At 71.8% G+C, this 24254-nt stretch carries 12 protein-coding genes; all 12 read left to right on the top strand.

What is annotated here, in order from left to right:
- Positions 1-1515 (top strand): hypothetical protein (locus AWB89_RS27360; protein WP_158089847.1); only part of this gene is annotated, 1515 nt, incomplete at its 5' end.
- A 143-nt stretch (positions 1516-1658) separates the two neighbouring features.
- Positions 1659-2702: an N-acetyl-gamma-glutamyl-phosphate reductase gene (gene argC / locus AWB89_RS23095; RefSeq protein ID WP_085176790.1), complete on the top strand. Its 1044-nt coding sequence runs from the start codon at positions 1659-1661 to the stop codon at positions 2700-2702.
- Between the two features lie 20 nt (positions 2703-2722).
- The gene (gene argJ / locus AWB89_RS23090) at positions 2723-3910 is read left to right on the top strand and encodes a bifunctional glutamate N-acetyltransferase/amino-acid acetyltransferase ArgJ (RefSeq protein WP_085176810.1); all 1188 of its coding nucleotides are present in this window, start codon (positions 2723-2725) and stop codon (positions 3908-3910) included.
- On the top strand, positions 3907-4845 hold the full coding sequence (gene argB / locus AWB89_RS23085) for an acetylglutamate kinase (protein ID WP_085176788.1): 939 nt from the start codon (positions 3907-3909) through the stop codon (positions 4843-4845). Before argJ ends, argB begins: the two co-directional genes overlap by 4 nt.
- Entirely contained in the window at positions 4842-6032 is a 1191-nt protein-coding gene (locus AWB89_RS23080) for an acetylornithine transaminase (protein ID WP_263993209.1), read from the top strand. The genes argB and AWB89_RS23080 overlap by 4 nt, the downstream gene beginning before the upstream one ends.
- A complete protein-coding gene (gene argF, locus AWB89_RS23075) occupies positions 6029-6955 on the top strand; it encodes an ornithine carbamoyltransferase (RefSeq protein WP_085101372.1) in 927 nt (308 codons plus the stop codon). Before AWB89_RS23080 ends, argF begins: the two co-directional genes overlap by 4 nt.
- Complete coding sequence (locus AWB89_RS23070; protein ID WP_085176786.1) at positions 6952-7446, top strand: arginine repressor; 495 nt, start codon at positions 6952-6954, stop codon at positions 7444-7446. Before argF ends, AWB89_RS23070 begins: the two co-directional genes overlap by 4 nt.
- Positions 7447-7458: 12 nt before the next feature.
- Positions 7459-8667 (top strand): argininosuccinate synthase, encoded by a 1209-nt coding sequence (locus AWB89_RS23065; RefSeq protein ID WP_085101368.1) that lies wholly within the window; start codon positions 7459-7461, stop codon positions 8665-8667.
- Positions 8664-10082 carry an argininosuccinate lyase gene (gene argH / locus AWB89_RS23060; RefSeq protein ID WP_085176784.1) on the top strand — a complete coding sequence of 473 codons (1419 nt, stop codon included), beginning with the start codon at positions 8664-8666 and terminating at the stop codon, positions 10080-10082. The genes AWB89_RS23065 and argH overlap by 4 nt, the downstream gene beginning before the upstream one ends.
- Before the next feature lie 106 nt (positions 10083-10188).
- Entirely contained in the window at positions 10189-11250 is a 1062-nt protein-coding gene (locus tag AWB89_RS23055; protein WP_085176782.1) for a type III polyketide synthase, read from the top strand.
- Between the two features lie 228 nt (positions 11251-11478).
- On the top strand, positions 11479-17859 hold the full coding sequence (locus AWB89_RS23050) for a type I polyketide synthase (RefSeq protein WP_085176780.1): 6381 nt from the start codon (positions 11479-11481) through the stop codon (positions 17857-17859).
- 32 nt (positions 17860-17891) lie between these two features.
- Positions 17892-24251, top strand: coding sequence for a type I polyketide synthase (locus AWB89_RS23045; protein ID WP_193791373.1), 6360 nt, complete (start codon positions 17892-17894; stop codon positions 24249-24251).
- Positions 24252-24254: the final 3 nt, after the last annotated feature.

The following is a 24254-nucleotide window of genomic DNA, read 5'->3' as shown; positions in this document are numbered from 1 at the left end:
GCACTCAACGCGATGCTGAATCTGACGTTGCCGGGTCTGCCGCCGATCAACTTGTCGCTGCCGGGTCTGCCGAGCTTCACGTTGCCGCCGTTGCCGGGGCTGCCGTCGATCACGCTGCCCAACCTGGCTGCCGACATCAACGCCGCACTGAGCGGTGCGCTCAACTTGACGTTGCCGGGTCTGCCGCCGATCAACTTGTCGCTGCCGGGTCTGCCGAGCTTCACGTTGCCGCCGTTGCCGGGTCTGCCGTCGATCACGCTGCCCAACATCGGCGCCGACATCAACGCCGCACTCAACGCGATGCTGAATCTGACGTTGCCGGGTCTGCCGCCGATCAACTTGTCGCTGCCGGGTCTGCCCAGCTTTACGTTGCCGCCGTTGCCGGGTCTGCCGTCGATCACGCTGCCCAACATTGGGGCGGACATCAACGCGGCACTGAACGCGGTGTTGTCCGGGGCGTTGACTCTGCCGCCGATCAACTTGTCGCTGCCGGGGTTGCCGAGCTTCACGTTGCCGCCGTTGCCGGGGCTGCCGTCGATCACGCTGCCCAACCTGGCTGCCGACATCAACGCGGCATTGAGCGGGGCGCTGAATCTGACGTTGCCGGGTCTGCCGCCGATCAACTTGTCGCTGCCGGGGTTGCCGAGCTTCACGTTGCCGCCGTTGCCGGGTCTGCCGTCGATCACGCTGCCCAACATCGGCGCCGACATCAACGCCGCACTCAACGCGGTGTTGTCCGGGGCGTTGGCGCTACCGCCGATCACCTTCCCGGCCCTGCCTCCGTTCACGCTGCCTAACCTCGGTGCGTTGGGTCTGAACTTGAGCGCGGCGCTGAACGGGATCGGTGGCTCGATTAGCGCGTCGCTGAACGGGTTGGGTGCGTCGCTGAACGCGATGTTGGCGGGAAGCCTGAACCTGGGCACCAACCTCAACGCGTTTATCCAGACCGGTCAGACGCTGGCGGCCAACTTCGCTGCAGGGCTCGGGGCGGGCCTGAACACGGCGATCCAGACCGGCGAGAGCCTCGCCGCGAACCTCGCCGCCGCGTTGTCGACGCTGTCCCTGCCCAACCTGGGACTGTCCATCAATGGAGCGCTGTCGGCTAACCTCGGTGCCGCTCTGAACGGCCTGCTGCAGGCGACCGGATCCCTGGCGGGCGGCCTCACCGGCGGTCTCGGGGGCCTGGTGAGGGCCGGTGAAATGCTGGGCGGGAGCCTGGCGGCGGGCCTGTCCGGGTTCGCCGGCACGGGTAACGCGTTGGCGATGATCTGGGAGAACACCGCGGCGCAGGTTGGTTCCGCGCTGAGCGGCGGCTTCTCGTCGACCGTCGCGGTGGGCGCCCCCGGCTTGATCGGACTCGGCTCGGACCTCGCGACCGGGTTCGCGGGTGCCACCGCTGCACTCGAGCAGACGGGCGTCTCGCTCGTCGGCTCGCTGAGCACCGCACTGACCGATCTCGAGCTGTCGCTGCAGGCCGCCCTGGACGCCAGCCTGGGCATCAGTTTCGCCGCATAGACCGGTGGCGCCCAGGAGATTCGTGTAGGCCCTCGCTCTCCCGAAGCGGAGCCTTTGCCCGACACGATCTCCTGGGCGTACGCCGCTCCAGCAGGAGCGGAATGGATTTGCAAACTGCTGCATAACCATGCAGAATCATCCGAATGGCCGACGTATTGAGGGTGGCGGTTGCCGGCGCCACCGGCTACGCGGGTGGTGAGATTCTCCGGCTGCTGCTCGGGCATCCCGCCTGCGCCGACGGGCGGCTGACCATCGGCGCGCTGACCGCCGCCGCCAGCGCCGGCAGCACGCTCGCCGAGCATCATCCACATCTGATTCCGTTGGCCCAGCGCACGATTGAGCCCACCGATCCCGCCGTCCTGGCAAGCCACGACGTGGTGTTTCTGGGTCTGCCGCACGGGCATTCGGCCGCGCTGGCCGAACAGCTCGGCCCGGACACCCTGATCATCGACTGCGGGGCCGACTTCCGGCTCACCGACGCCGGCGCCTGGGAGCGGTTCTACGGCACGGCCTACGCCGGCAGCTGGCCCTATGGCCTGCCGGAGCTGCCGGGTGCGCGCGAGCGGCTGCGCGGCGCCCGCCGGATCGCCGTCCCGGGTTGCTACCCCACCGCGGCGCTACTGGCGCTCTCTCCCGCGATGGCCGAGGACCTCATCGAGCCCGCCGTCACCGTGGTCGCCGTCAGCGGCACCTCCGGGGCCGGCCGCGCGGCCAAGACCGAACTGCTCGGCTCGGAGGTCATCGGCTCGGCGCGGGCCTACAACATCGCCGGCGCGCACCGGCACACCCCCGAGATCGCGCAGGGCCTGGGCGCCGTCACCGACCGCGACGTCACGGTGTCGTTCACCCCGGTGCTGATCCCGACGTCCCGGGGCATCCTGGCGACCTGCACCGCGCGCACCCGGGCGCCGTTGTCGCAGCTTCGGTCGGCCTACGAAAAGGCCTACGACGCGGAGCCTTTCGTGTACCTGATGCCCGAGGGGCAGCTGCCCCGTACCGGGTCGGTGATCGGCAGCAACGCGGCACACGTCGCCGTGGCACTGGACGAGGCGGCCGAGACCTTCGTGGCAATCGTCGCGATCGACAACCTGGTCAAGGGCACGGGCGGGGCCGCGGTGCAGTCGATGAACCTGGCGCTGGGTTGGCCGGAGGGCGAAGGCCTTTCGGTGGTTGGGGTCGCGCCGTGACCCACACAGCCGAGGCGCGGATGCTGCGCGAGCAGGGCGTCACTGCGCCCGCGGGGTTCCGGGCCGCCGGCATCGTCGCCGGTATCAAGGCATCGGGCAACCCCGACCTGGCCCTCGTCTTCAACGAGGGGCCCGACTACGCGGCCGCCGGCGTGGTCACCCGCAACAAGGTCAAGGCCGCGCCGGTGCTGTGGACCCAGCAGGTGCTGACCACCGGCCAGCTGCGCGCGGTGATCCTCAATTCCGGCGGCGCGAACGCTTGCACCGGGCCGGGCGGCTTTCAGGACACCCACGCCACGGCGGAAGCCGTCGCGGCCGCCCTGTCGGACTGGGGGACGGAGACGGGAGCCATCGAGGTCGCGGTCTGCTCCACCGGCCTGATCGGTGACCGGTTGCCGATGGACAAGGTGCTCGCCGGGGTCCGCCAGATCGTGCACGACATGGCCGGCGGGCTGACCGGCGGCGAGGACGCCGCCCAGGCGATCATGACCACCGACACCGTGCCCAAACAGGTTGCGCTGCATCATCCGAACAACTGGACCGTCGGCGGAATGGCCAAGGGCGCGGGCATGCTGGCGCCGTCGTTGGCCACCATGCTGTGCGTGCTCACCACCGACGCGGCCGCGGAAGCCTCGGCGCTCGACCGGGCGCTGCGCCGCGCCACGGCGCGCACATTCGACCGGCTCGACATCGACGGCTGCTGTTCGACCAACGACACCGTGCTGCTGCTGGCGTCGGGAGCCAGCGAGATCACGCCGTCACAGGCCGAACTCGACGAGGCGGTGCTGCGTGTCTGCGACGACCTGTGCGCCCAGCTGCAAGCCGACGCCGAGGGCGTGACCAAGCGGGTCACCGTCACGGTGACCGGGGCCGCCTCCGAGGACGACGCGCTGACCGCCGCGCGAACGGTCGCCCGCGACAGCCTGGTCAAGACCGCGGTGTTCGGCTCGGACCCCAACTGGGGGCGCGTGCTCGCGGCCGTCGGCATGGCGCCGGTCACCCTCGAGCCCGATCGAATTCGGGTGTCGTTCAACGGTTCCGCGGTATGCATCGACGGGGTCGGGGCGCCCGGCGCGCGGCAGGTGGACCTGTCGGACGCCGACATCGACATCACCGTCGACCTGCGGGTCGGCGACGCCTGCGCCGCCGTCCGGACCACCGACCTGTCGCACGGCTACGTCGAAGAGAACTCGGCCTACAGCTCATGACCCTCCGCGTCGACGCCCTGCCCACGGGGGTCAAGGCCCAGGTGCTGGCCGAGGCCCTGCCCTGGCTCAAGCAGCTGCACGGCAAGATCGTCGTCATCAAATACGGCGGCAACGCCATGACCGACGACACGCTGCGCCATGCGTTCGCCGCCGACATGGCGTTTTTGCGCAACTGCGGCATCCATCCCGTGGTCGTGCACGGCGGCGGGCCGCAGATCACCGCGATGCTGCGGCGCCTCGGCATCGAGGGCGACTTCAAGGGCGGATTCCGCGTCACCACACCGGAAGTGCTCGACGTGGCGCGCATGGTGCTGTTCGGCCAGGTGGGCCGCGAGCTGGTCAACCTGATCAACGCGCACGGTCCCTACGCCGTCGGGATCACCGGGGAGGACGCGCAATTGTTCACCGCCGTGCGGCGCAGCGTCACCGTCGACGGCGTGGCGACCGACATCGGCCTGGTCGGCGACGTCGATGAGGTCAACACCGCCGCGGTGCTGGATCTCATTGCCGCGCGGCGCATTCCGGTGGTGTCGACACTCGCGCCCGACGCGGAGGGCGTGGTGCACAACATCAACGCCGACACCGCCGCGGCGGCGCTGGCCGAGGCCCTGGGCGCCGAAAAGCTGCTGATGCTCACCGATGTCGAGGGCCTGTACACCAGCTGGCCGGACCGCGGTTCGCTGGTCAGCGAGATCGACACCGTCGCGCTCGCGCAACTGCTGCCGACGCTGGAGTCGGGCATGATCCCCAAGGTCGAGGCGTGCCTGCGGGTTGTCACCGCGGGCGTGCCCAGCGCGCACATCATCGACGGGAGGGTCGAACACTGTGTGTTGGTCGAGCTCTTCACCGACGCGGGCACCGGAACCAAGGTGGTGCGCGCCGGCGACGATGCAGCGCGCAGCGATGAGGAGGAGCGGCGCAAGTGGAAGGCGTGACACACACCGACGAGATGCGGCAGCGGTGGGAAGCCGTGATGATGAACAACTACGGCACCCCGGCGCTGGCGCTGGCCAGCGGTGACGGCGCCGTCGTCACCGACGTCGACGGCAAGACCTACGTGGACCTGCTCGGCGGCATCGCGGTCAACGTCCTCGGCCATCGCCACCCGGCCGTCATCGAGGCCGTCACGCACCAGATGGCGACGCTGGGCCACACCTCCAACCTGTATGCCACCGAGCCCGGCGTCGCGCTGGCCGAGGAACTGGTCGCCCTGCTGGCGGTCGACGCGAAGGCGCGGGTGTTCTTCTGCAACTCCGGCACCGAGGCCAACGAGGTCGCGTTCAAGCTGTCGCGGCTGACCGGTCGCACGAAACTCGTTGCGGCGCACGAGGCATTTCACGGCCGCACGATGGGCTCGCTGGCGCTGACCGGCCAGCCGAGCAAGCAGGCGCCGTTCGAGCCGCTGCCGGGCTACGTCACGCACGTGCCGTACGGCGACGCCGACGCCCTGGCCGCCGCGGTCGACGACGGCACCGCCGCGGTCTTCCTCGAGCCGATCATGGGGGAGAGCGGCGTCGTCGTCCCGCCCGAGGGCTACCTCGCCGCCGCGCGGGACATCACCGCGCGCCACGGCGCCCTGCTGGTGCTCGACGAGGTGCAGACCGGAATGGGCCGCACCGGAGCGTTTTTCGCCCACCAGCACGACGGCATCACCCCGGACGTGGTGACCATGGCCAAGGGGCTCGGCGGCGGGCTGCCCATCGGGGCGTGCCTGGCCGTCGGTCCGGCCGCCGAGCTGCTGACCCCCGGCCTGCACGGCAGCACCTTCGGCGGCAACCCGATCTGCACCGCGGCCGCGCTGGCGGTGCTGCGCACCATCCGGACCGACGACTTGGTCCGGCACGCCGAGGTGCTGGGCAAGTCGGTGCGCCACGGCATCGAAACGCTGCGCCACCCCCTGATCGACCACGTCCGGGGCCGCGGGCTGCTGTGGGGCATCGTGCTGACCGCCGAAAGCGCCAAGCACGCCGAGGCGGCCGCCCGCGACGCCGGGTTCCTGGTCAACGCCGCCGCACCGAACGTCATCCGGCTGGCGCCGCCGCTGATCATCACCGAAGCGCAGATCGACGGCTTCATCGACGCGCTCCCGGAAATCCTCGACACCGCAGGGGCCACAGCATGATTCGGCACTTCCTGCGCGACGACGACCTGTCGCCCGACGAGCAGGCCGAAGTGCTCGAGCTGGCCGCCGAGCTCAAGAAGGACCCGTTCAGCCGTCGTCCCCTGGAAGGGCCGCGCGGCGTCGCGGTCATCTTCGACAAGAACTCGACCCGCACCCGGTTCTCGTTCGAGGTGGGCATCGCCCAGCTCGGCGGGCACGCCGTCGTCGTCGACGCCCGCAGCACCCAGATGGGCCGCGACGAGACGCTGGGCGACACCGCGCAGGTGTTGTCCCGCTACGTGGAGGCCATCGTATGGCGAACCTTCGGGCAGGACCGGCTCGAGGCGATGGCCGCGACGGCGACCGTGCCGGTGGTCAACGCCCTCTCCGACGACTTCCACCCCTGCCAGGTGCTGGCCGACCTGCAGACCGTCGCCGAACGCAAGGGATCGCTGAAAGGCTTGCGGCTGTCCTACTTTGGCGACGGTGCCAACAACATGGCGCACTCGCTGATCCTCGGCGGGGTCACCGCCGGCATCCACGTCACGGTCGCGGCGCCCGACGGGTTCGCGCCGGACCCGGCGGTGGTGGCCGCCGCCGGACGGCGCGCCGACGCCACCGGCGCGTCGGTCACCGTGACCGCCGACGCCGACGCGGCCGCCAAGGGCGCCGACGTCGTCGTCACCGACACCTGGACGTCGATGGGTCAGGAGGGCGACGGGCTGGACCGGGTGGGGCCGTTTCGGCCGTTCCAGGTCAACGCCCGGCTGCTGAGCCTGGCCGACGCCGAAGCCGTTGTGCTGCACTGTCTTCCGGCCCACCGCGGCGACGAGATCACCGACGAGGTGATGGACGGCCCGGCCAGCGCGGTGTGGGACGAGGCCGAAAACCGGCTGCACGCCCAGAAGGCGCTGCTGGTCTGGCTGCTGGAGCGCTCCCGATGACCCGCTCAAAGGCCACCCCCGAAACCACCCGGGCCGGACGCCAGGACCGCATCGTGGCGATCCTGTCGTCGGCGTCGATCAGCAGCCAGAGCGAACTGGCGGCCAGGCTGGCCGACGAGGGCATCGAGGTCACGCAGGCCACGCTCTCGCGCGACCTCGAGGAGCTGGGCGCGGTGAAGCTGCGCGGCGCCGACGGCGGCGTCGGGGTCTACATCGTTCCCGAGGACGGCAGCCCGGTGCGCGGGGTGTCGGGCGGCACCGCCCGGTTGTCCCGGTTGCTGAGCGAGCTGCTGGTGTCCGCCGACGCCAGCGCCAACCTCGCGGTGCTGCGCACACCCCCCGGCGGCGCCAACTATTTGGCCAGCGCAATCGATCGCGCGGCGTTACCGTACGTGGTCGGCACCATCGCCGGCGATGACACCGTCTTCGTGGCGGCCCGGGAGCCGATGACCGGCGCCGAGCTGGCCACCACCCTCGAACGCCTGAAGTAACTAAGGAGACCTATGTCAGAGCGCGTCATCCTGGCGTATTCCGGGGGCCTGGACACCTCGGTGGCCATCAGCTGGATCGGCAAGGAGACCGGTCGCGAGGTGGTCGCGGTCGCGATCGACCTCGGGCAGGGCGGCGAGGACATGGAGGTCGTGCGCCAGCGAGCCCTGGACTGCGGCGCCGTGGAGGCCGTCGTCGTCGACGCCCGCGACGAATTCGCCGAGGGCTACTGCCTGCCGACCGTGCTCAACAACGCGTTGTACATGGACCGCTACCCGCTGGTGTCGGCGATCAGCCGGCCGCTCATCGTCAAGCACCTCGTGGCGGCCGCCCGCGAGCACGGCGGCACGATCGTCGCGCACGGCTGCACCGGCAAGGGCAACGACCAGGTGCGGTTCGAGGTCGGCTTCGCGTCGCTGGCACCGGATCTGGAGGTGCTGGCGCCGGTCCGCGACTACGCGTGGACGCGGGAGAAGGCGATCGCGTTCGCCGAGGAGAACGCGATCCCGATCAACGTCACCAAGCGCTCGCCGTTCTCGATCGACCAGAACGTGTGGGGCCGCGCGGTGGAAACCGGCTTCCTGGAACACCTTTGGAACGCGCCCACCAAGGACGTCTACTCCTACACCGAGGACCCCACCTTGAACTGGAGTCCGCCCGACGAGGTGATCGTCGGGTTCGAGCGCGGCGTGCCGGTGTCGATCGACGGCAAACCGGTGTCGATGCTGCAGGCGATCGAGGAACTCAACCGGCGCGCCGGCGCGCAGGGCGTCGGGCGTCTCGACGTCGTCGAGGACCGGCTGGTGGGCATCAAGAGCCGGGAGATCTACGAGGCGCCGGGGGCGATGGTGCTCGTCACCGCGCACACCGAACTCGAGCACGTCACGCTGGAGCGCGAGCTGGGCCGGTTCAAGCGGCACACCGACCAGCGCTGGGCCGAGCTGGTCTATGACGGGCTGTGGTACTCGCCCCTGAAGGTCGCGCTGGAGAGCTTCGTCGAGAAGACCCAGGAGCACGTCTCCGGCGAGATCCGAATGGTGTTGCACGGCGGGCACATCGCGGTCAACGGCCGGCGCAGCTCCGAATCCCTTTACGACTTCAACCTGGCCACCTACGACGAGGGTGACAGCTTCGACCAATCGGCCGCCAAGGGCTTCGTCTACGTGCACGGGCTGTCGTCGAAGATCGCGGCCCGCCGGGACGCCGCCGCCGAGGACGCGTGAGCACGCGCGAGGGTTCGCTGTGGGGCGGCCGGTTCGCCGAAGGCCCGTCCGACGCGCTGGCCGCGCTGAGCAAGTCCACGCACTTCGACTGGGTGCTCGCGCCGTACGACATCGTCGCCTCGCGCGCCCACACCGTGATCCTGTTCCGGGCCGGGCTGCTGGACGAGGAGCAGCGCGACGGGCTGCTGGCTGGCCTGGACAGCCTGGCCGCCGACGTCGCCGACGGCAGCTTCGCCCCGCTGGTCACCGACGAGGACGTGCACGCCGCGCTGGAGCGGGGCCTGATCGACCGGGTCGGGTCTGACCTGGGCGGGCGGCTGCGGGCCGGGCGGTCGCGCAACGACCAGGTGGCCACGCTGTTCCGGATGTGGCTGCGCGACGCGGTGCGACGGGTCGCGGCCGGGGCGCTCGACGTCGTCGCCGCGCTGGCCGGGCAGGCGGCCGCCCACCCGGCGGCGATCATGCCGGGCAAGACGCACCTGCAGTCGGCGCAGCCGATCCTGCTGGCGCAGCACCTGCTCGCGCACGCCCACCCGCTGCTGCGTGACGTGGACCGGATCGTCGACTTCGACAAGCGCGCGGCGGTGTCCCCGTACGGCTCGGGGGCGCTCGCCGGGTCGTCGCTGGGGCTGGACCCCGACGCGATCGCCGCGGAGCTGGGCTTCGCCGCCGCCGCCGAGAACTCCGTCGACGCGACCGCCGCCCGCGATTTCGCGGCCGAGGCCGCGTTCATCTTCGCCATGATCGGCGTCGACCTGTCCCGGCTGGCCGAGGACATCATCCTGTGGAGCTCGACGGAGTTCGGCTACGTCACCCTGCACGATTCCTGGTCGACGGGCAGCTCGATCATGCCGCAGAAGAAGAACCCCGACATCGCCGAGCTGGCCCGCGGTAAGGCCGGACGGCTGATCGGCAACCTGGCGGGACTCCTGGCGACGCTGAAGGCCCAGCCGCTGGCCTACAACCGCGACCTGCAGGAGGACAAGGAGCCGGTCTTCGACGCGGTGGCCCAGCTGGAGCTGGTGCTGCCGGCGATGGCGGGGCTGGTGGCCAGCCTGACGTTTAACGTCGAGCGGATGGCCGAGCTGGCCCCGGCCGGCTACACGCTGGCCACCGACATCGCGGAGTGGCTGGTGCGTCAGGGCGTGCCGTTCCGGTCCGCGCACGAGGCCGCCGGCGCGGCGGTGCGGGCGGCCGAGAACCGCGGCGTCGGGCTCGACGAGCTGACCGACGACGAACTGGCCGCGATCAGTCCCGAACTGACGCCACGGGTGCGCGAGGTGCTGACCATCGAGGGCTCGGTGGCCTCCCGGGACGCCAGGGGCGGCACCGCGCCGGCCCGGGTGGCCGAGCAGCTGGACGCGGTGCTGGCCAGGCGCGCGGAGCTTCGCGACCGATTGGCCGACGGCGGGTAAATGACCTGGGCATATGCCCGGCGGTTTTCAAACGGCTAAACTTCCAGACCTATGGCATCGAGTTGAACGACTCGGCCTATGTCGTCGTGACCAAGGGATGGGACCAATGAGCGTCATCGCCGGAGTCTTCGGTGCGCTGCCGCCGCACCGCTATTCCCAGCGCGAGCTCACCGATTTCTTCCTGCGCATTCCCGGTTTCGAGGACTACGAGGACATCGTCCGCCAGCTGCACACCAGCGCCAAGGTCAACGGCCGCCACCTGGTCCTGCCGCTCGAGCAGTACCCCGCGCTGACCGACTTCGGCCGGGCGAACCGGATCTTCATCGACAAGGCCGTCGACCTCGGCTGTGAGGCGCTCGAGGGCGCCCTCGGCGAGGCGGGTCTGCGGCCACAGGACCTCGACGTGCTCATCACGACGACGGTGACCGGGATCGCCGTCCCGTCGCTGGACGCCCGGATCGCCGGGCGGCTCGGGCTGCGCGACGACGTGCGGCGGGTGCCGCTGTTCGGCCTGGGCTGCGTCGCCGGGGCGGCGGGCGTGGCGCGCCTGCACGACTATCTGCGCGGCGCCGTGGACGGCGTGGCGGCCCTGGTCTCGGTCGAGCTCTGCTCGATGACCTACCCCGGGTACAAGCCCTCGCTGGCCGGCCTGGTGGGCAGCGCGCTGTTTGCCGACGGCGCCGGGGCGGTGGTGGCCGTCGGTGACCGGCGCGCGGAGCAGATCGGCGCGGGCGGCCCGGACATCATCGACTCCCGCAGCCACCTCTATCCGGACTCGCTGCGCACGATGGGCTATGACGTCGGCGGCGCCGGCTTCGAACTGGTGTTGTCCAAGGACGTGGCCGCCGTGGTCGAGCAGTACATCGCCGACGACGTCGGCGGGTTTTTGGGCGCGCACGGCCTGAGCACCACCGACATCGGCGCCTTCGTGAGCCATCCCGGCGGCCCCAAGGTCATCGAGGCGATCAACGCGAGCCTCGACCTGCCGCCGGAGGCCCTCGAGCTGACCTGGCGCTCGCTGGGGGAGATCGGCAACCTCTCGTCGGCCTCGGTGCTGCACGTGCTGCGCGACACCATCGCCAAGAAGCCGCCCAGCGGAAGCCCGGGTCTGATGCTCGCGATGGGTCCGGGATTCTGTTCCGAACTCGTGTTGCTTCGGTGGCACTGATTCGTCGTGTTCGTGAACTTTTCGTCGTACGGTAAAGCTCTGCCTATGGGGTCTGTTGGGGCGTTGCACAAGGTGCTGACAGTGGGGCGGCGAGAGTGTGGTCGGGGGTCTGTTCGGGGGTTCAGGAAAGGCGCAAGCCGTGTCGGCCTGGGCGATGAGCCCGGGTCGGCGTTGGCTGTCGCGCCGCCGTACCCCCGTTCGGATGAGTGACACGAGAGGCCGGGTGGCATGACCAGCACCCACGATGAGCTCGTCGCCGCGCTCCGAAAATCGCTGAAGGAAAACGAGCGGCTGAAGCGGGAGAACCGCGAGTACCTCGCCCTGATCGCGGAAGGGCCCACCGAGCCGGTGGCGGTGGTGGGCATGGCCTGCCGCTACCCGGGCGGGGTGGATTCGCCCGAGGGCCTGTGGCAGATGGTGGCCGAGGGCCGCGACGTGGTGTCGGACTTTCCGGCCGACCGCGGCTGGGATGTGGCCACCTTGTTCGATCCGGATCCCGACGCGGTGGGCAAGTCGTACACGCGCAGCGGCGGCTTCCTGGCCGACGTCGCGGATTTCGACGCCGCGTTTTTCGGGATCGCGCCCAGCGAGGCGCTGGCGATGGATCCGCAGCAGCGGCTGTTGCTGGAGGTGTCGTGGGAGGCGTTGGAGCGGGCCGGGATCGATCCGGTCGGGCTGCGGGGCTCGCCGACGGGCGTGTTCGCCGGGGTGTTTCACGGTTCCTATGGCGGCCAGGGCCGGGTGCCGGGGGACCTGGAACGGTATGGGCTGCGCGGTTCCACCTTGAGCGTCGCCTCGGGCCGGGTGGCGTACGCGCTCGGCCTGGAGGGCCCGGCGGTGTCGGTGGACACGGCGTGCTCGTCGTCGTTGGTGGCGCTGCACCTGGCGGCGCAGTCGCTGCGGTCCGGCGAGTGCGATCTGGCGCTGGCCGGCGGCGTGACGGTGATGGCCACCCCGGCGATGTTCATCGAATTCAGCAGGCAGCGAGCGCTTTCCGCGGACGGCCGATGCAAGGCGTACGCGGGTGCCGCCGACGGCACGGCGTTCTCCGAAGGCGTTGGCGTGCTGGCGCTGGAGCGGTTGTCCGATGCCCGGCGCCTGGGGCATCCGGTGCTCGCCGTGCTGCGGGGATCCGCGGTCAATCAGGACGGCGCCTCCAACGGGCTGGCGACGCCCAACGGGCCGTCGCAGCAACGGGTGATCCGGGCGGCGCTGGCCAATGCGCGGCTCAGCGCGGCCGAGGTGGACCTGGTGGAGGGCCACGGCACCGGAACCACCCTGGGCGATCCCATTGAGGCGCAAGCACTTTTGGCCACATACGGGCAGGAGCGGCCGGCGGACCGGCCGCTGTGGCTCGGGTCGATCAAATCGAACATGGGGCATACCTCGGCCGCGGCGGGCGCCGCCGGGGTGATCAAGCTGGTGCAGGCGATGCGGCATGGGTTGATGCCCAAGACGTTGCACGTCGATGAGCCGACGCCGCACGTCGACTGGTCGGCCGGGGCGGTGTCGTTGCTGACCGAGCCGCGGCCCTGGCCGGCGCAGGACCGGCCGCGGCGCGCCGGAGTGTCGGCGTTCGGGATCAGCGGCACCAACGCGCACGTCATCGTGGAGCAGGCGCCGCTGGAGGCGGAAACCCCCGCGGCCCCCGGCGATGACGCTGCCGCGCCGTGGGTGCTGTCGGCGCGATCGCCCGAGGCGCTGGCCAACCAGGCCGCCCGGCTGCTGGCGCACGTGGAGGCCCGGCCCGGGCTGCGCGCGGTCGACGTGGGCTGGTCGCTGGTCTCGACGCGCTCGCTGTTCGAGCATCGCGCGGTCGTGGTGGGTGCCGGCCGCGACCAGTTGGTGGCGGGGTTGGCGAGCCTGGCCGCCGGTGAGCCCGGCGCGGGCGTGGTGACGGGGCGGGCGCGGCCGGTGGGCAAGACCGTGTTCGTGTTCCCGGGCCAGGGCTCGCAGTGGGTCGGCATGGGGGCCGAGTTGCTTGACCGCTCAGCGGTATTCGCCGAACAGCTGCGCCGCTGCGACAAGGCGCTGGCCGAGCATGTCCAGTGGTCGTTGATCGACGTCGTCCGCGGCGCGCCGGGCGCGCCGGGGCTCGATCGGGTCGACGTGGTGCAGCCGGTGCTGTGGGCGGTCATGGTGTCACTGGCCGAGCTGTGGCGCTCGCTGGGCGTGGCACCCGACGCGGTGATCGGGCATTCGCAGGGCGAGATCGCGGCGGCCTACGTGGCGGGCGCGCTGTCGCTGGAGGATGCGGCCCGGGTGGTGGCGCTGCGTAGCCGGTTGCTGGTGGGCCTGTCGGGCGCGGGCGGCATGGTCTCGCTCGCCTGCAGTCCGGCGCAGGCCGCGGAGCTGGCGGCCGCGTGGGGCGATCGGCTGAATATCGCTGCGGTCAACGGGGTTTCGTCGGTGGCCGTGTCGGGCGACGTGGACGCGCTCGAGGAGCTGGTGCGGCGCTGCGAGGCCGAGCAGATTCGCGCCCGCCGGATCGACGTCGACTACGCGTCCCACTCCGCCCAGGTCGACGTCATCCGCGAGCCGCTGCTCGAGGCGCTGGCCGGCATCGCGCCGCGGCCTTCCTCCGTCGCCTTCTTCTCCACCGCGACCGGTGACGTCATGGACACCGCCGGGCTGGACGCCGAGTACTGGTACCGAAGCATCCGCCAGACGGTGCAGTTCGAACGCGCGGTGCGCAGCGCGGGCGACGCCGGCTATCGCGTCTTCATCGAATCGAGCCCGCATCCGGTGTTGATCGCCGGTATCGAGCAGACGCTGGCGGACCAGGTTGCCGACGCGATCGTGATTCCGTCCCTCGGTCGTGACGACGGTGGCCTGCAACGGTTTTGGCTGTCGGCGGGGCAGGCGCACGTGGCCGGCGCGCGCGTGGACTGGCGCCCGGCGCTGTCCGGTGGGCAGCGGGTGGAGCTGCCGACGTACGGGTTTGTCCGGCGGCGCTTTTGGCTCCCCGACGCATCGGTGGGTTCGGGGGATGCGGCCAGCCTCGGTGTGCTGGATGCCGAGCACGGTTTCCTGCGCGCGGTGGTGGAGCGGCCCGACGCGGGCGGAGTGGTCCTGACCGGCCGGCTGTCGGTGGCGGCCCAGCCGTGGCTGGCCGCGCACGCGGTGGGCGGCACGGTGCTGTTCCCCGGTGCGGGATTCGTGGAGTTGGCCATCCGGGCCGGCGACCAGGTCGGGTGCGGGGCGATCGAGGAGCTGACCCTGTGGGCCCCGTTGGTGTTGCCCGCGACCGGCGCCGTGCAGCTGCAGGTGGTCGTCGGCGGCGTCGACGACTCCGGGCACCGGGAGGTGTCGGTGTATTCGCATGGCGCCCAATCGGGTTCGGAATGGGTCTGCCATGCCCAGGGGCTGCTGAGCGAACGGCCCCTGACGGCGGATTCGGACCTGTCGGTGTGGCCGCCCCTCGGCGCCACCTCGGTGGACGTCGCCGACGCCTACGAGCGGCTGGCCCAGCGGGGCTACCAGTACGGTCCGGCCTTCCGCGGCCTGCGGGCGATGTGGCGGCGGGGGGACGAGACTTTCGCCGAGGTCGAGGTCCCGCAGGACGCCGGGGCCCAGGCCGGTGGCTTCGGCATGCACCCGGTCCTGTTGGATGCGGCGCTGCACGCGCTCGGACTGGCGGGCGAGCAGGCCCAGACGGTGTTGCCGTTTTCCTGGCAGGGCATGTCGCTGCACGCCGCCGGCGCCGTGCGGGCGCGGGTCCGCATCGCACCGGCCGGCGCCGACGCGGTGTCGCTGGAGCTGGCCGACGCGACGGGGCTACCGGTGCTGTCGGTGCGGTCGTTGGTGATGCGTCCGGTGTCGCGTCAGCAGTTGTTGGCGGCCGTGGCTCCGGCCGAGGGGTTGCTGGAGGTCGTGTGGTCCCCGATGACCCTGGACGGCAGCGGGGCTGACGACGGTGTCGCGATCTGGGAGCTGGCGAGCGCCGGCCCCGACGTGGTGGGCTCGGTGCACGCGGCCGCCACCGAGGTGTTGGGGGTGCTGCAGTCCTGGCTGGCCGGCGAGGGCTCCGGGGTGCTGGCCGTACTCACCCGTGGGGCCGTCGCGCTTGCCGGCGAGGACGTTTCGGATCTGGCGGGTGCGGCGGTGTGGGGCCTGGTGCGGTCGGCGCAATCCGAGCATCCCGGCCGGGTGGTGCTGGTGGACTCCGACGGCTCGGTGGACGTGGCGGCCGCGATCGGTTGCGGCGAGCCGCAATTGGTGATCCGCGCCGGTGTCGTCCATGCGGCGCGCCTGGCGCCGGTCGCGGGGGAGTCGGTGCTCACGCTGCCTGCCCGAGGCTGGCGATTGGACGCCGGAGGCGCGGGCACGCTGGAGGACCTGGTGCTGGGGCCGCTGCCTCGGGTGGAGCTGGCCGCCGGGCAGGTGCGGGTGGCGGTGGCCGCGGTCGGGGTGAACTTCCGGGATGTGTTGGTGGCGTTGGGGATGTACCCGGGCGGCGGCCAGCTGGGCGCCGAGGGTGCCGGGGTGGTCACCGAGGTCGGGCCGGGCGTGACCGGGCTGGCCGTCGGCGACGCCGTCATGGGCTTGCTGGGTGTGGTCGGTTCCGAGGCCGTCGTGGACGAGCGCCTGGTGGTGCGGGTGCCGGCGGGACTGTCGCTGGTCGAGGCCGCGGGGCTGCCGGTGGTGTTCTTGACTGCGCTGTACGGGTTGTCGGATCTGGCCGGGCTGAAGGCCGGTGAGCGGGTGCTGGTGCACGCCGCCACCGGCGGGGTCGGGATGGCCGCGGTGCAGCTGGCGCGGCATTGGGGCGCGGAGGTTTTCGCGACCGCCAGCCGCGGCAAGTGGGACACGTTGCGCGCCATGGGCTTTGACGACGCCCATATCGGCGATTCGCGCACCTTGGAATTCGAGGAGAAGTTCCTGGCCGCCACCGGCGGCGCGGGTGTCGACGTGGTGCTCAACTCGCTGGCCGGCGAGTTCACCGACGCGTCACTGCGGTTGTTGGCCTCCGGCGGGCGCTTCATCGAGATGGGCAAGACCGACCCGCGCGACGCGGCGGCCGTCGCCGACCAGTACCCGGGCGTGGCGTATCAGTCGTTCGACCTGATGGAGGCCGGCCCCGACCGCACCGCCGCGATGCTGGCCGCGGTGATCGGGTTGCTGCGCGACGGCGCGATACGCCCGTTGCCGCTCAAGGCGTTTGACGTCCGGTGCGCCTCGGCGGCGTATCGGTTCGTCAGCTCGGCGCGCCACATCGGCAAGGTCGCTCTGACGATCCCCGATGGGCCCGGCGGCGCCCTCAGCGGATCCGGCGGCGGGCTGGCCGGGGGCAGCGTCGTGATCACCGGCGGCACCGGCATGGCCGGTTCGGCGCTGGCCCACCACCTCGTCGAGCGCTACGGGGTGGCCCATGTGGTGCTGGTCAGCCGCGCCGGCGCGGACGCCGCCGGGGTGCCCGAGCTGGTAGGCCGACTGGAAGACGCCGGTGCCCGGGCGTCGGTGGTGGCCTGCGACGTGGCCGACCGCGACGCCGTCGCGCACATGCTCGCCCAACTTCCCGCGGAGTACCCGCTGCGCGCGATCATCCACGCGGCCGGGGTGCTCGACGACGGTTTGATCTCCTCGTTGACCGCCGACCGCGTCGACGCGGTGTTGCGGGCCAAGGTCGACGGGGCCTGGAATCTGCATGAACTGACCCGGGACCGCGACCTGGCGGCGTTTGTGGTGTTTTCGTCGATGGCCGGGATCGTGGGGACCCCGGGACAGGCCAACTACGCGGCGGCCAACACCTTCCTCGACGGCCTCATCGCGCACCGGCGCGCGCACGGACTTCCGGGCGTGTCGCTGGCCTGGGGACTCTGGGAGCAGGCCTCGGCGATGACGGCACACCTGGGCGATCGCGACAAGGCCCGGATGAGCCGCATCGGGCTGGCGGCCCTGTCGACCGAGCAGGCGCTGGAGTCGTTCGATACCGCCCTGCTCGTCGACCATCCCGTGGTGGTCGCCGTCCGCGTGGACCGAACCGCGCTGTCCGACAACGCCGCCGGGCTGCCCCCGCTGCTGCGTGAGCTCGCCGGCCGCCGGACCCGCCGCGTCGTCGCCGACCCCGGCCAGACCGCGTCGACGACCGGACTCAAGGCGCGCCTGCACGGGCTGAGCCCCGAGGCGCGCCAGCGCGAGCTGGTCGACCTGGTGTGCGGCAACGCCGCGACCGTGCTGGGGCTGCCCAGCGGCAGCGACATCGCCGCCGACCGCGCCTTCCAGGACCTCGGCTTCGACTCGCTGACCGCGGTCGAGCTGCGTAACCGCCTCAAAACCGCTGCCGGCCTGACGCTTTCGCCCACCCTGATCTTCGACTACCCGACACCGGCGATCCTGGCGGCCCACCTCGGCGCCGAACTGGCCGGCACCGCCGACGGTCCCGCGCTGATGTCGCGCTTCGAGGACATCGTCCGCGAATTGCAGGCGCTGCTGGACTCGCCGGACTGCAAGCCGGACGACAAGGCGCGGCTGAGCGCACGCCTCCAAACCCTGCTCGCCACAGCGGCTTCCGCCGACCACCCCGACCCCGACCACCTCGACGACGACCTCGACGCCGCCGACGAAAGCCAACTCTTCGCGATCCTCGACGAAGAACTCGGCCGCTGATGAGCCAGGAACATCCCGGGAATGACCCAGCAATGACGACGCCGAGCACCGAAAAGCACGTCGATTACCTCAAGCGCCTGACCGCAGACCTCAGGCGGACCCGGCGACGGGTGGCCGAGCTCGAAGGCAAGCTGTCCGAGCCGGTCGCGGTGGTCGGCATGGCGTGCCGCTACGCGGGCGGGGTGGATTCGCCGGAAGCCCTGTGGCGGCTGGTGGCCGAGGGCCGCGACGCGGTGTCGGATTTTCCCACCGATCGGGGCTGGGAGATCGACGCGCTGTACGACCCGGATCCCGACGCGCAGGGCAAGATGTACACGCGTCAGGGCAGCTTCTTGCAGAACGCCGGCGACTTCGACGCCGGATTCTTCGGCGTCGGGCCCAGCGAGGCGCTGGCGATGGACCCGCAGCAGCGACTCATGCTCGAGGTGTCGTGGGAGGCGTTGGAACGGGCCGGGATTGACCCGCTGGCGCTGCGCGGCTCGCCGACGGGGGTGTTCGCCGGGGTCATTCACGCCGGCTACGGCGGCGAGGTCAAGGGCGAGCTGGAGGGCTACGGGCTCACCGGCTCCACGCTGAGCGTCGCGTCGGGCCGGGTGTCCTACGTGCTGGGCTTGGAAGGCCCCGCGGTGTCGGTGGATACGGCATGCTCGTCGTCGCTGGTCGCCATGCACCTGGCGGCGCACTCGCTGCGCACGGGTGAATGCGATCTCGCGCTGGCCGGGGGCGTGACGGTCATGGCGACGGCGGCCGCCTTCGTCGAGTTCAGCAGGCAGCGGGCGCTGGCCCCCGACGGCCGCTGCAAGGTCTACGCGGGCGCCGCAGACGGCACCTCGTGGTCGGAGGGCGCCGGCGTGCTGGTGCTGGAGCGGCTGTCCGACGCGCGCCGGCTCGGACATCCGGTGCTGGCGCTGCTGCGCGGATCCGCGGTGAACCAGGACGGCGCCTCCAACGGCCTGACCGCCCCCAACGGACCGTCGCAGCAGCGGGTGATCCGGGCGGCGCTGGCCGACGCCGGGCTGACGACGGCCGACGTGGATGTCGTCGAGGGCCACGGCACCGGAACGGTGCTGGGCGATCCCATTGAGGCGCAGGCGCTTTTGGCGACCTACGGGCAGGATCGGCCCGCGGACCGGCCGCTGTGGCTGGGGTCGATCAAATCCAACATCGGTCACACGTCGGCCGCCGCCGGGGTGGCCGGGGTGATCAAGATGGTGCAGGCGATGCGCCACGAGCTGATGCCCCGGACGTTGCACGTCGACGTGCCCAGCCCGCACGTGGATTGGTCCGCGGGGGCGGTGTCGGTGCTGACCGAGCCGCGGCCCTGGACGTCCCGGTCGGCGAACGGCCCACGGCGGGCGGGGGTCTCGTCGTTCGGGATCAGCGGGACCAACGCGCACGTCATCATCGAGGAGCCGCCCACCGAGGCGGAAAGCCCCGCGCCGCACCGCGACGGCGCCGATCCCGTTGTGCCGTGGGTGGTGTCGGCCCGTTCGGAACGGGCGCTCGCCGATCAGGCGGCCCGGCTGGCGGCGCACGTCGGTGCCGACCCGGCCGCGGACGTCGTCGACGTCGGGTGGTCGCTGGCGACGACCCGGTCGGCCTTCGAGCATCGGGCCGTGCTGGTCGGCAGCGACCGCGCGGCCCTGCTGGACGGATTGGCGGGTCTGGCGTCCGGGAGCCCGGACACCGCGGCGGTGGTGGGCGGCGCGCGGTCGGTGGGCAAGACCATCTTCATGTTCCCCGGGCAGGGTTCGCAGTGGTTGGGCATGGGGGCGGCGCTGTACGGGCGCTTTCCGCAGTTCGCCCGCGCCTTCGACGAGGCCGCCGACGCGTTGGACCGCCACTTGCGGCTGCCGTTGCGGCAGGTGATCTGGGGCGACGACCCGGAGTTGTTGGAGAACACCGAGTTTGCGCAACCGGCGCTGTTCGCCATCGAGGTCGCGCTGGCCGCGCTGTGGCGGTCCTGGGGCGTGCTGCCCGATGTGGTGCTGGGCCACTCGGTGGGGGAGCTGGCGGCGGCGCACGTGGCCGGGGTGCTGTCGCTGGCCGACGCGGCGAGCGTGGTGGCGGCGCGGGGACGGTTGATGGCGCGGTTGCCCGCCGGCGGGGCGATGGTGGCCGTCGCCGCCACCGAGGCGGAGGTCGCACCCATGCTGACCGAGGGCGTGAGCATCGCGGCGGTGAACGGGCCCGAGGCGGTGGTGGTTTCGGGTGAGCGCGGCGCGGTCGACGCGGTGGCGGACCGGCTGGGGAAGCTGGGCCGGCGGGTGCACCGGCTGGCGGTCTCGCACGCGTTCCACTCGCCGCTGATGGATCCGATGCTCGACGACTTCGCCGCGGTGCTGGGCGGCATCTCGGTCGGTGAGCCGCGGATCGGGTTGGTGTCCAACCTCACCGGGGAGTTGGCCGAGTCGGGGTATGGGTCGCCCGCCTACTGGCTGAAGCACGTGCGCGAACCGGTGCGCTTCGTCGACGGGTTGCGCTTGGCCGAGTCCCTGGGCGCGGGCGTTTTCGTGGAGGTGGGCCCCGGCGCGGCCCTTACGGCGTCGCTGGCGCAGTCGCTGACCGCGGAGCCGGCGGCGTCGGTGATCACGATGGCCAAAGACCGCCCGGAGATCGATTCCGCGTTGCGCGCCGCCGGCCGCCTCTACGTGACCGGTGTCGGCGTCGACTGGGCGGCGGTGTACGACGGCCTGGCCGCGCGACGAGTCCTGTTGCCCACGTATGCTTTTCAGCGGCGGAGATACTGGCTGCCGCCTGAGCTGGTCGGTTCGGCCGACGTGAGCACGTCGGGCTTGGCGGGGGCCGCGCACGGATTGCTGGGTGCGGTGGTGGAGCGGCCCGATTCGGGCGGGGTGGTGCTGACGGGCCGGTTGTCGACGGTCGCCCAACCGTGGCTGGCCGACCACGCGGTGGGCGGCATGGTGCTGTTTCCCGGCGCCGGGTTCGTCGAATTGGTGTTGCGCGCCGGCGACGAGGTCGGCTGTGCGGTGGTCGAGGAGTTGACGTTGTCGGCTCCGCTGCTGCTGCCGGCGCCCGGCGCGGTGCGCGTGCAGGTGGTGGTGGCCGCCGCCGGAGAGGGCGGCCGGCGGGCGGTGTCCGTCTATTCGTCTGGCGTTCAACCGAATTCGGAGTGGATACTGCACGCCGAGGGCGAGTTGAGCGCGGGTGCGACAGACCCGGCCGCCGACCTGTCGATATGGCCGCCGGCGGGCGCGACGGCGGTCGACGCGACCGGCGGCTACGAGCGGCTGGCCGACCTGGGCTACGACTACGGCCCGGCGTTCCGCGGCCTGCGGGCGATGTGGCGGCGGGGCGAGGAGATCTTCGCCGAAGTCGCCGTTCCACAGGACGCCGGCGTGACGGTCGCCGGGTACGGCATACACCCCGTCCTGCTGGACGCCGCCCTGCACGCGCTGGGTATGGACGACGCGCAGGCCCAGGCGGTGTTGCCGTTTTCCTGGCAGGGCGTGTGCCTGCATGCGGCCGGGGCGTCGCGGGTCCGGGTGCGGCTGGCCGCGGTCGGCTCGGGCGCGGTGTCGCTGGAGCTGGCGGATCCGACGGGCCTGCCCGTCTTGTCGGTGCGGGAGCTGGTGCTGCGCCCGGTGTCGGCCGAGCAGCTGGCGGCGGGCGCGCCCCGTCCCGGCGGGGCGGCCCTCTTCCAGCCGACGTGGTCGTCGGTGTCGTTGCCGGCCAACGGCGTTGCCGAAGCCGCCGTGGTGTGGGAGCCCGGCTCGCAGGATGGCGCCGGCCTGCCGGGCTTGGTGTACGCGGCTACGCACGAGGCGCTGGGCGTGTTGCAGTCCTGGCTGGCCGGGGACGGGGCGGGCGTGCTCGTCGTGCAGACCCGCGGGGCGGTGGCGTTCGACGACGAGGAGGTCACCGATCCGGCCGCCGCGGCGGTGTGGGGGTTGGTCCGTTCGGCGCAGGCGGAGCACCCGGGCCGAGTGGTACTGCTGGATTCCGACGGGTCGATCGGCGTCGACGCCGTCCTCGCCTGTGGCGAACCGCAAGTGGTCGTGCGCGCCGGCGAGGCGTATGCGGCCCGGCTGGCGCCGGCCGAGGGTTCGATCTTGGCGCTGCCGCCGGGGGAGTGGCGGCTCGCCGCGGGCGACGCCGGCACGCTCGAGGACCTGGTGGCGCAGCCCTGCCCGCGGGCCGAGCTGACGGCCGGTCAGGTGCGCGTGGAGGTGGCCGCGACCGGGGTGAACTTCCGGGATGTGTTGGTGGCGTTGGGCATGTACCCGGGTGCCGCCGACCTGGGCGCCGAGGGTGCCGGGGTGGTCACCGAGGTCGGGCCGGGCGTGACCGGGCCGGCCGTCGGCGACGCCGTGACGGGAATCATCGGGCTGACGGGCTCCGAGGCGGTGGTGGACGAGCGCCTGGTGGTGCGGGTGCCGGCGGGGTGGTCGCTGATCGAGGCGGCGGGCGTGCCGGTGGTGTTCTTGACCGCGCTGTACGGGTTGTCGGATCTGGCCGGGCTGAAGGCCGGTGAGCGGGTGCTGGTGCACGCGGCCGCGGGCGGGGTCGGGATGGCCGCGGTGCAGCTGGCGCGGCATTGGGGCGCGGAGGTATTCGCGACCGCCAGCCGCGGCAAGTGGGACACGTTGCGCGCCATGGGCTTTGACGAGGACCACATCGGCGATTCGCGGACGCTGGAGTTCGAGGAGAAGTTTCGTGCGGCGGCGGGCGACCAAGGCTTCCAAGTGGTGCTGAATTCGCTGGCGGGCGAGTTCACCGATGCGTCGTTGCGGTTGTTGGCCTCCGGCGGGCGCTTCATCGAGATGGGCAAGACCGACCTGCGCGACGCGGCGGCCATCGCCGGGCAACACCCGGGTGTGCGGTATCGCGCGTTCGACTTGATGGAGGCCGGACCCGACCGCATCGCGGCGATGCTGGGCGACCTGATGAGCCTGTTCGCCGCCGGCACGTTGACGCCGTTGCCGGTCAAGACTTTTGACGTCCGGCACGCGACCGAGGCGTATCGGTTCGTGAGCCAGGCGCGCCACACCGGCAAGGTGGTGCTCACGCTGCCCGACGGCCCGGGCGGGCTGGCCGCGGGCACGGCGTTGATCACCGGCGGGACCGGCATGGCGGGTTCGGCGCTGGCCCGCCACCTGGTCGCGAAGTACCGGGTGCCCCACGTGATGTTGGTCAGCCGCGGCGGCGAGCGGGCCGACGGCGCCGCGGAATTGGCGGCCGAACTGCGAGAGGCCGGCGCCTCGGTGTCGGTGGTCGCCTGTGACGTCGGCGATCCCGAGGCGGTCGCGGGATTGCTCGCGCGGGTGCCGGCGCGCTATCCGTTGCAGGGCGTCTTCCACGCCGCGGGCGTCCTCGACGACGGGTTGATCGCGTCCTTGACACCCGAGCGGATGGACACGGTGCTGCGGGGCAAGGTCGACGGGGCCTGGCATCTGCACGAGCTCACCAAGGACTCCAATCTGTCGGCGTTCGTGATGTTTTCGTCGATGGCCGGCATCGTGGGCGCGCCGGGCCAGGCCAACTACGCGGCCGCCAACAGCTTCCTGGACGGGCTCGCGTCCTACCGGCGTGGGCAGGGACTGGCCGGGTTGTCGGTGGCGTGGGGCCTCTGGGAAGAGGCCAGCACCATGACGCGACACCTCGGCGAGCAGGACCGGGCCCGCATGAGGCGGGCGGGGTTGGCGCCCCTGTCCAGCCAACAGGCGTTGCAGCTCCTCGATGAGGCGCTGCTGGCCGATCGCCCGCTGGTGGTGGCGGCCCGGCTGGACACGGCGGCACTCGGCGGCGACGGCGCGATGGTGCCGCCGATCCTGCGCGCGTTGGCCACGACCCGCCGATCGCGGCGCGTCATCGCCGACGCCGCGACGGCGGCCTCGGTGTCCGGGCTGCGGGCACGACTGCACGGGCTCACCGCGGAACAGCGGCGCCGCGAACTCGTCGATCTGGTGTGCGGCAACGCCGCCACGGTCCTCGGCCATGCCACCGCGGACGTCGACGCCGAGCGCGCCTTTCAGGATCTCGGGTTCGATTCGCTGACCGCGGTGGAGCTGCGGAACCGCCTCAAGACGGCGACCGGGCTCACGCTGTCGCCCACGCTGATCTTCGACCACGCCACCCCGGCCGCGCTGGCAGAACACCTCGACGCCCAGTTGGCCGCGGCGCCCACCAACGACCCGCCCGATCGCATGGCCCGCTTCAACGACGTCGCGCGCGAACTGCAGGCGCTGATCGACCAACCCGGCTGGACGCCCGACGACAAGGCCCGCCTGACGGCCCGGATCCAGGCGCTGCTCTCGCCCCTGAGCGCCCCCGAGCCGGAGCTGGACCCCGTCGAGCTTTTCGGCGACGACCTCGACACGGCGACCGAAAGCCAACTGTTCGCCATCCTGGACGAAGAAGTCGGGCCCTGACCC

The sequence above is a fragment of the Mycobacterium paraense genome, assembly GCF_002101815.1.
In the GTDB taxonomy this organism is placed as follows: domain Bacteria; phylum Actinomycetota; class Actinomycetes; order Mycobacteriales; family Mycobacteriaceae; genus Mycobacterium; species Mycobacterium paraense.
The sequence above is the reverse complement of the archived record's forward strand: the minus strand, read 5'-3'. Positions and strand labels throughout refer to the sequence as shown.

Excerpts from the sequence above, each read along its gene's own strand:
- argB (WP_085176788.1), top strand. The coding sequence starts at position 3,907 with ATGACCCTCCGCGTCGACGCCCTGCCCACGGGGGTCAAGGCCCAGGTG.
- AWB89_RS23070 (WP_085176786.1), top strand. The coding sequence starts at position 6,952 with ATGACCCGCTCAAAGGCCACCCCCGAAACCACCCGGGCCGGACGCCAG.
- argJ (WP_085176810.1), top strand. The coding sequence starts at position 2,723 with ATGCTGCGCGAGCAGGGCGTCACTGCGCCCGCGGGGTTCCGGGCCGCC.
- AWB89_RS23050 (WP_085176780.1), top strand. The coding sequence starts at position 11,479 with ATGACCAGCACCCACGATGAGCTCGTCGCCGCGCTCCGAAAATCGCTG.
- AWB89_RS23045 (WP_193791373.1), top strand. The coding sequence starts at position 17,892 with ATGACGACGCCGAGCACCGAAAAGCACGTCGATTACCTCAAGCGCCTG.
- AWB89_RS23065 (WP_085101368.1), top strand. The coding sequence starts at position 7,459 with ATGTCAGAGCGCGTCATCCTGGCGTATTCCGGGGGCCTGGACACCTCG.
- argF (WP_085101372.1), top strand. The coding sequence starts at position 6,029 with ATGATTCGGCACTTCCTGCGCGACGACGACCTGTCGCCCGACGAGCAG.
- argC (WP_085176790.1), top strand. The coding sequence starts at position 1,659 with ATGGCCGACGTATTGAGGGTGGCGGTTGCCGGCGCCACCGGCTACGCG.
- AWB89_RS23055 (WP_085176782.1), top strand. The coding sequence starts at position 10,189 with ATGAGCGTCATCGCCGGAGTCTTCGGTGCGCTGCCGCCGCACCGCTAT.